A 1,408-nucleotide genomic window follows, 5' to 3' on the forward strand; every position below is an offset into this window, starting at 1 on the left:
TCGCCTCACGTCCCGGTCGCCACCATGACGACGAGGACGGTCAGCAGCAGACCGACGTAGGCGACGGAGTGGACGCGGTCCGGGACCCGGCCGGTGACCCGTCGCAGCAGGGCGATGGTGGGGAGCGAACCGAGGAGCAGGGCGGCGCCCGCCGCGAGGTCGACGTAGCCGAGCCGGCCGGACGCCGTGGGCGCGGTGGGGGCGAGGGCGTAGACGAGGGTGCCGGCCACCGCGACGGGGACGCTGAGCGGGTTGGCCATGGCGGTGGCCTCGGCCATGGGCAGGCCCCTGCGCCGCAGCAGCGGCACCGTCATGACGCTGCCGCCCACCCCGAGCGCGGCGGCGACCAGGCCGATGCCGGTGCCGCCGAGGGTGGTGGTGGCCCGGCCCAAAGGCCTCGGACACGTCTGGTGCGCCACCGACAGGAAGCCCTTGCGCAGCAGGCTGTCGCAGATCGTCACCAGCAGATAGCCGGCGAAGAGCAGGCGCAGCGCCGTACCGCCGAGGAAGGTGGCCGCGAAGGACCCGGCGGCGGCACCGGCCGTGATGAACCCCGCCAGCGGCCAGACGTAGGCACGGCGCAGCCGGCCCTGGCGCCACTGGGCCAGGGCCGCGGCCGCCGCGTTGACGACCATGACCGCCGTCGAGGTGGCGACCGCGACATGCATGGCGTCGGCGCCCGGCCGGGCCGTGGCGGTCAGGACGCCGTAGACGACGGGGACCGTGATGAAGCCGCCGCCGAAGCCGAAGAGCACGGTCGTCACGCCGGTCAGGCAGCCGAAGAACAGGAGGGTGGGGAGCGAGGTCGGCACGGAAAGGACGCTACGGAGACGCACGGTGGCGGGCAATCGACAAGTCGCCGTCTTCTTACGAGCAGCGGACAGGCCGGGCGGTACGCTCGCGGTATGCGCAACCTCCCGGTCGCGGAGGTGGACGGCCTGGACCGTGACGTGCTCGCCATCGGCACGGACTACCCCCACGACCACCTCCTCGCCTGGCACGAACACCGCCGCGCCCAGGTGCTGTACGCGGCCACCGGTGTCATGCAGGTCGAGACGGCGGACGGCGGCTGGACGGTGCCCACCGCCCGCGCGGTGCTGATCCCGCCCGGGACCCGGCACCAGGTCACGATGACGGGGGTGAGCACCCGCAGCCTCTACATCGAGCCGGCCGCCGTGCCGTGGTTCCCCGTCCGCTGCCGGGCCGTCGACGTCTCGCCCCTGCTGCGGGCGCTGATCCTGGCGGCCGTCGAGATGGAGCCGCGCTACGCCCGGCACGGCCGCGACGCCGCGGTGGCCGCCCTGCTCCTGCACGAGCTGAGGAACCTCGCCCCGCTGCCCCTCGACGTGACGCTGCCCAACTCGCCGGCGACTTCCACGGCGAGGGCGCTCTGGCAGTTGAGGACCCG

Annotated in this window: 2 protein-coding genes; one reads left to right on the forward strand and one right to left on the reverse strand. The window is 74.1% G+C overall.

Annotation, left to right across the window (positions count from 1 at the left end; all coding sequences use genetic code 11):
- Positions 1-5: 5 nt before the first annotated feature.
- Positions 6-812 carry a sulfite exporter TauE/SafE family protein gene (locus tag H5J33_RS35225; protein ID WP_181798713.1) on the reverse strand — a complete coding sequence of 269 codons (807 nt, stop codon included), beginning with the start codon at positions 810-812 and terminating at the stop codon, positions 6-8.
- A 93-nt stretch (positions 813-905) separates the two neighbouring features.
- On the opposite strand from H5J33_RS35225, the gene H5J33_RS35230 reads away from it, so the two are divergent.
- The coding region (locus H5J33_RS35230) for an AraC family ligand binding domain-containing protein (protein ID WP_181798714.1) at positions 906-1,408 on the forward strand (503 nt) is incomplete at its 3' end.

This window comes from Streptomyces sp. WELS2 (assembly GCF_013870595.1).
Classification (GTDB): Bacteria; Actinomycetota; Actinomycetes; order Streptomycetales; family Streptomycetaceae; genus Streptomyces.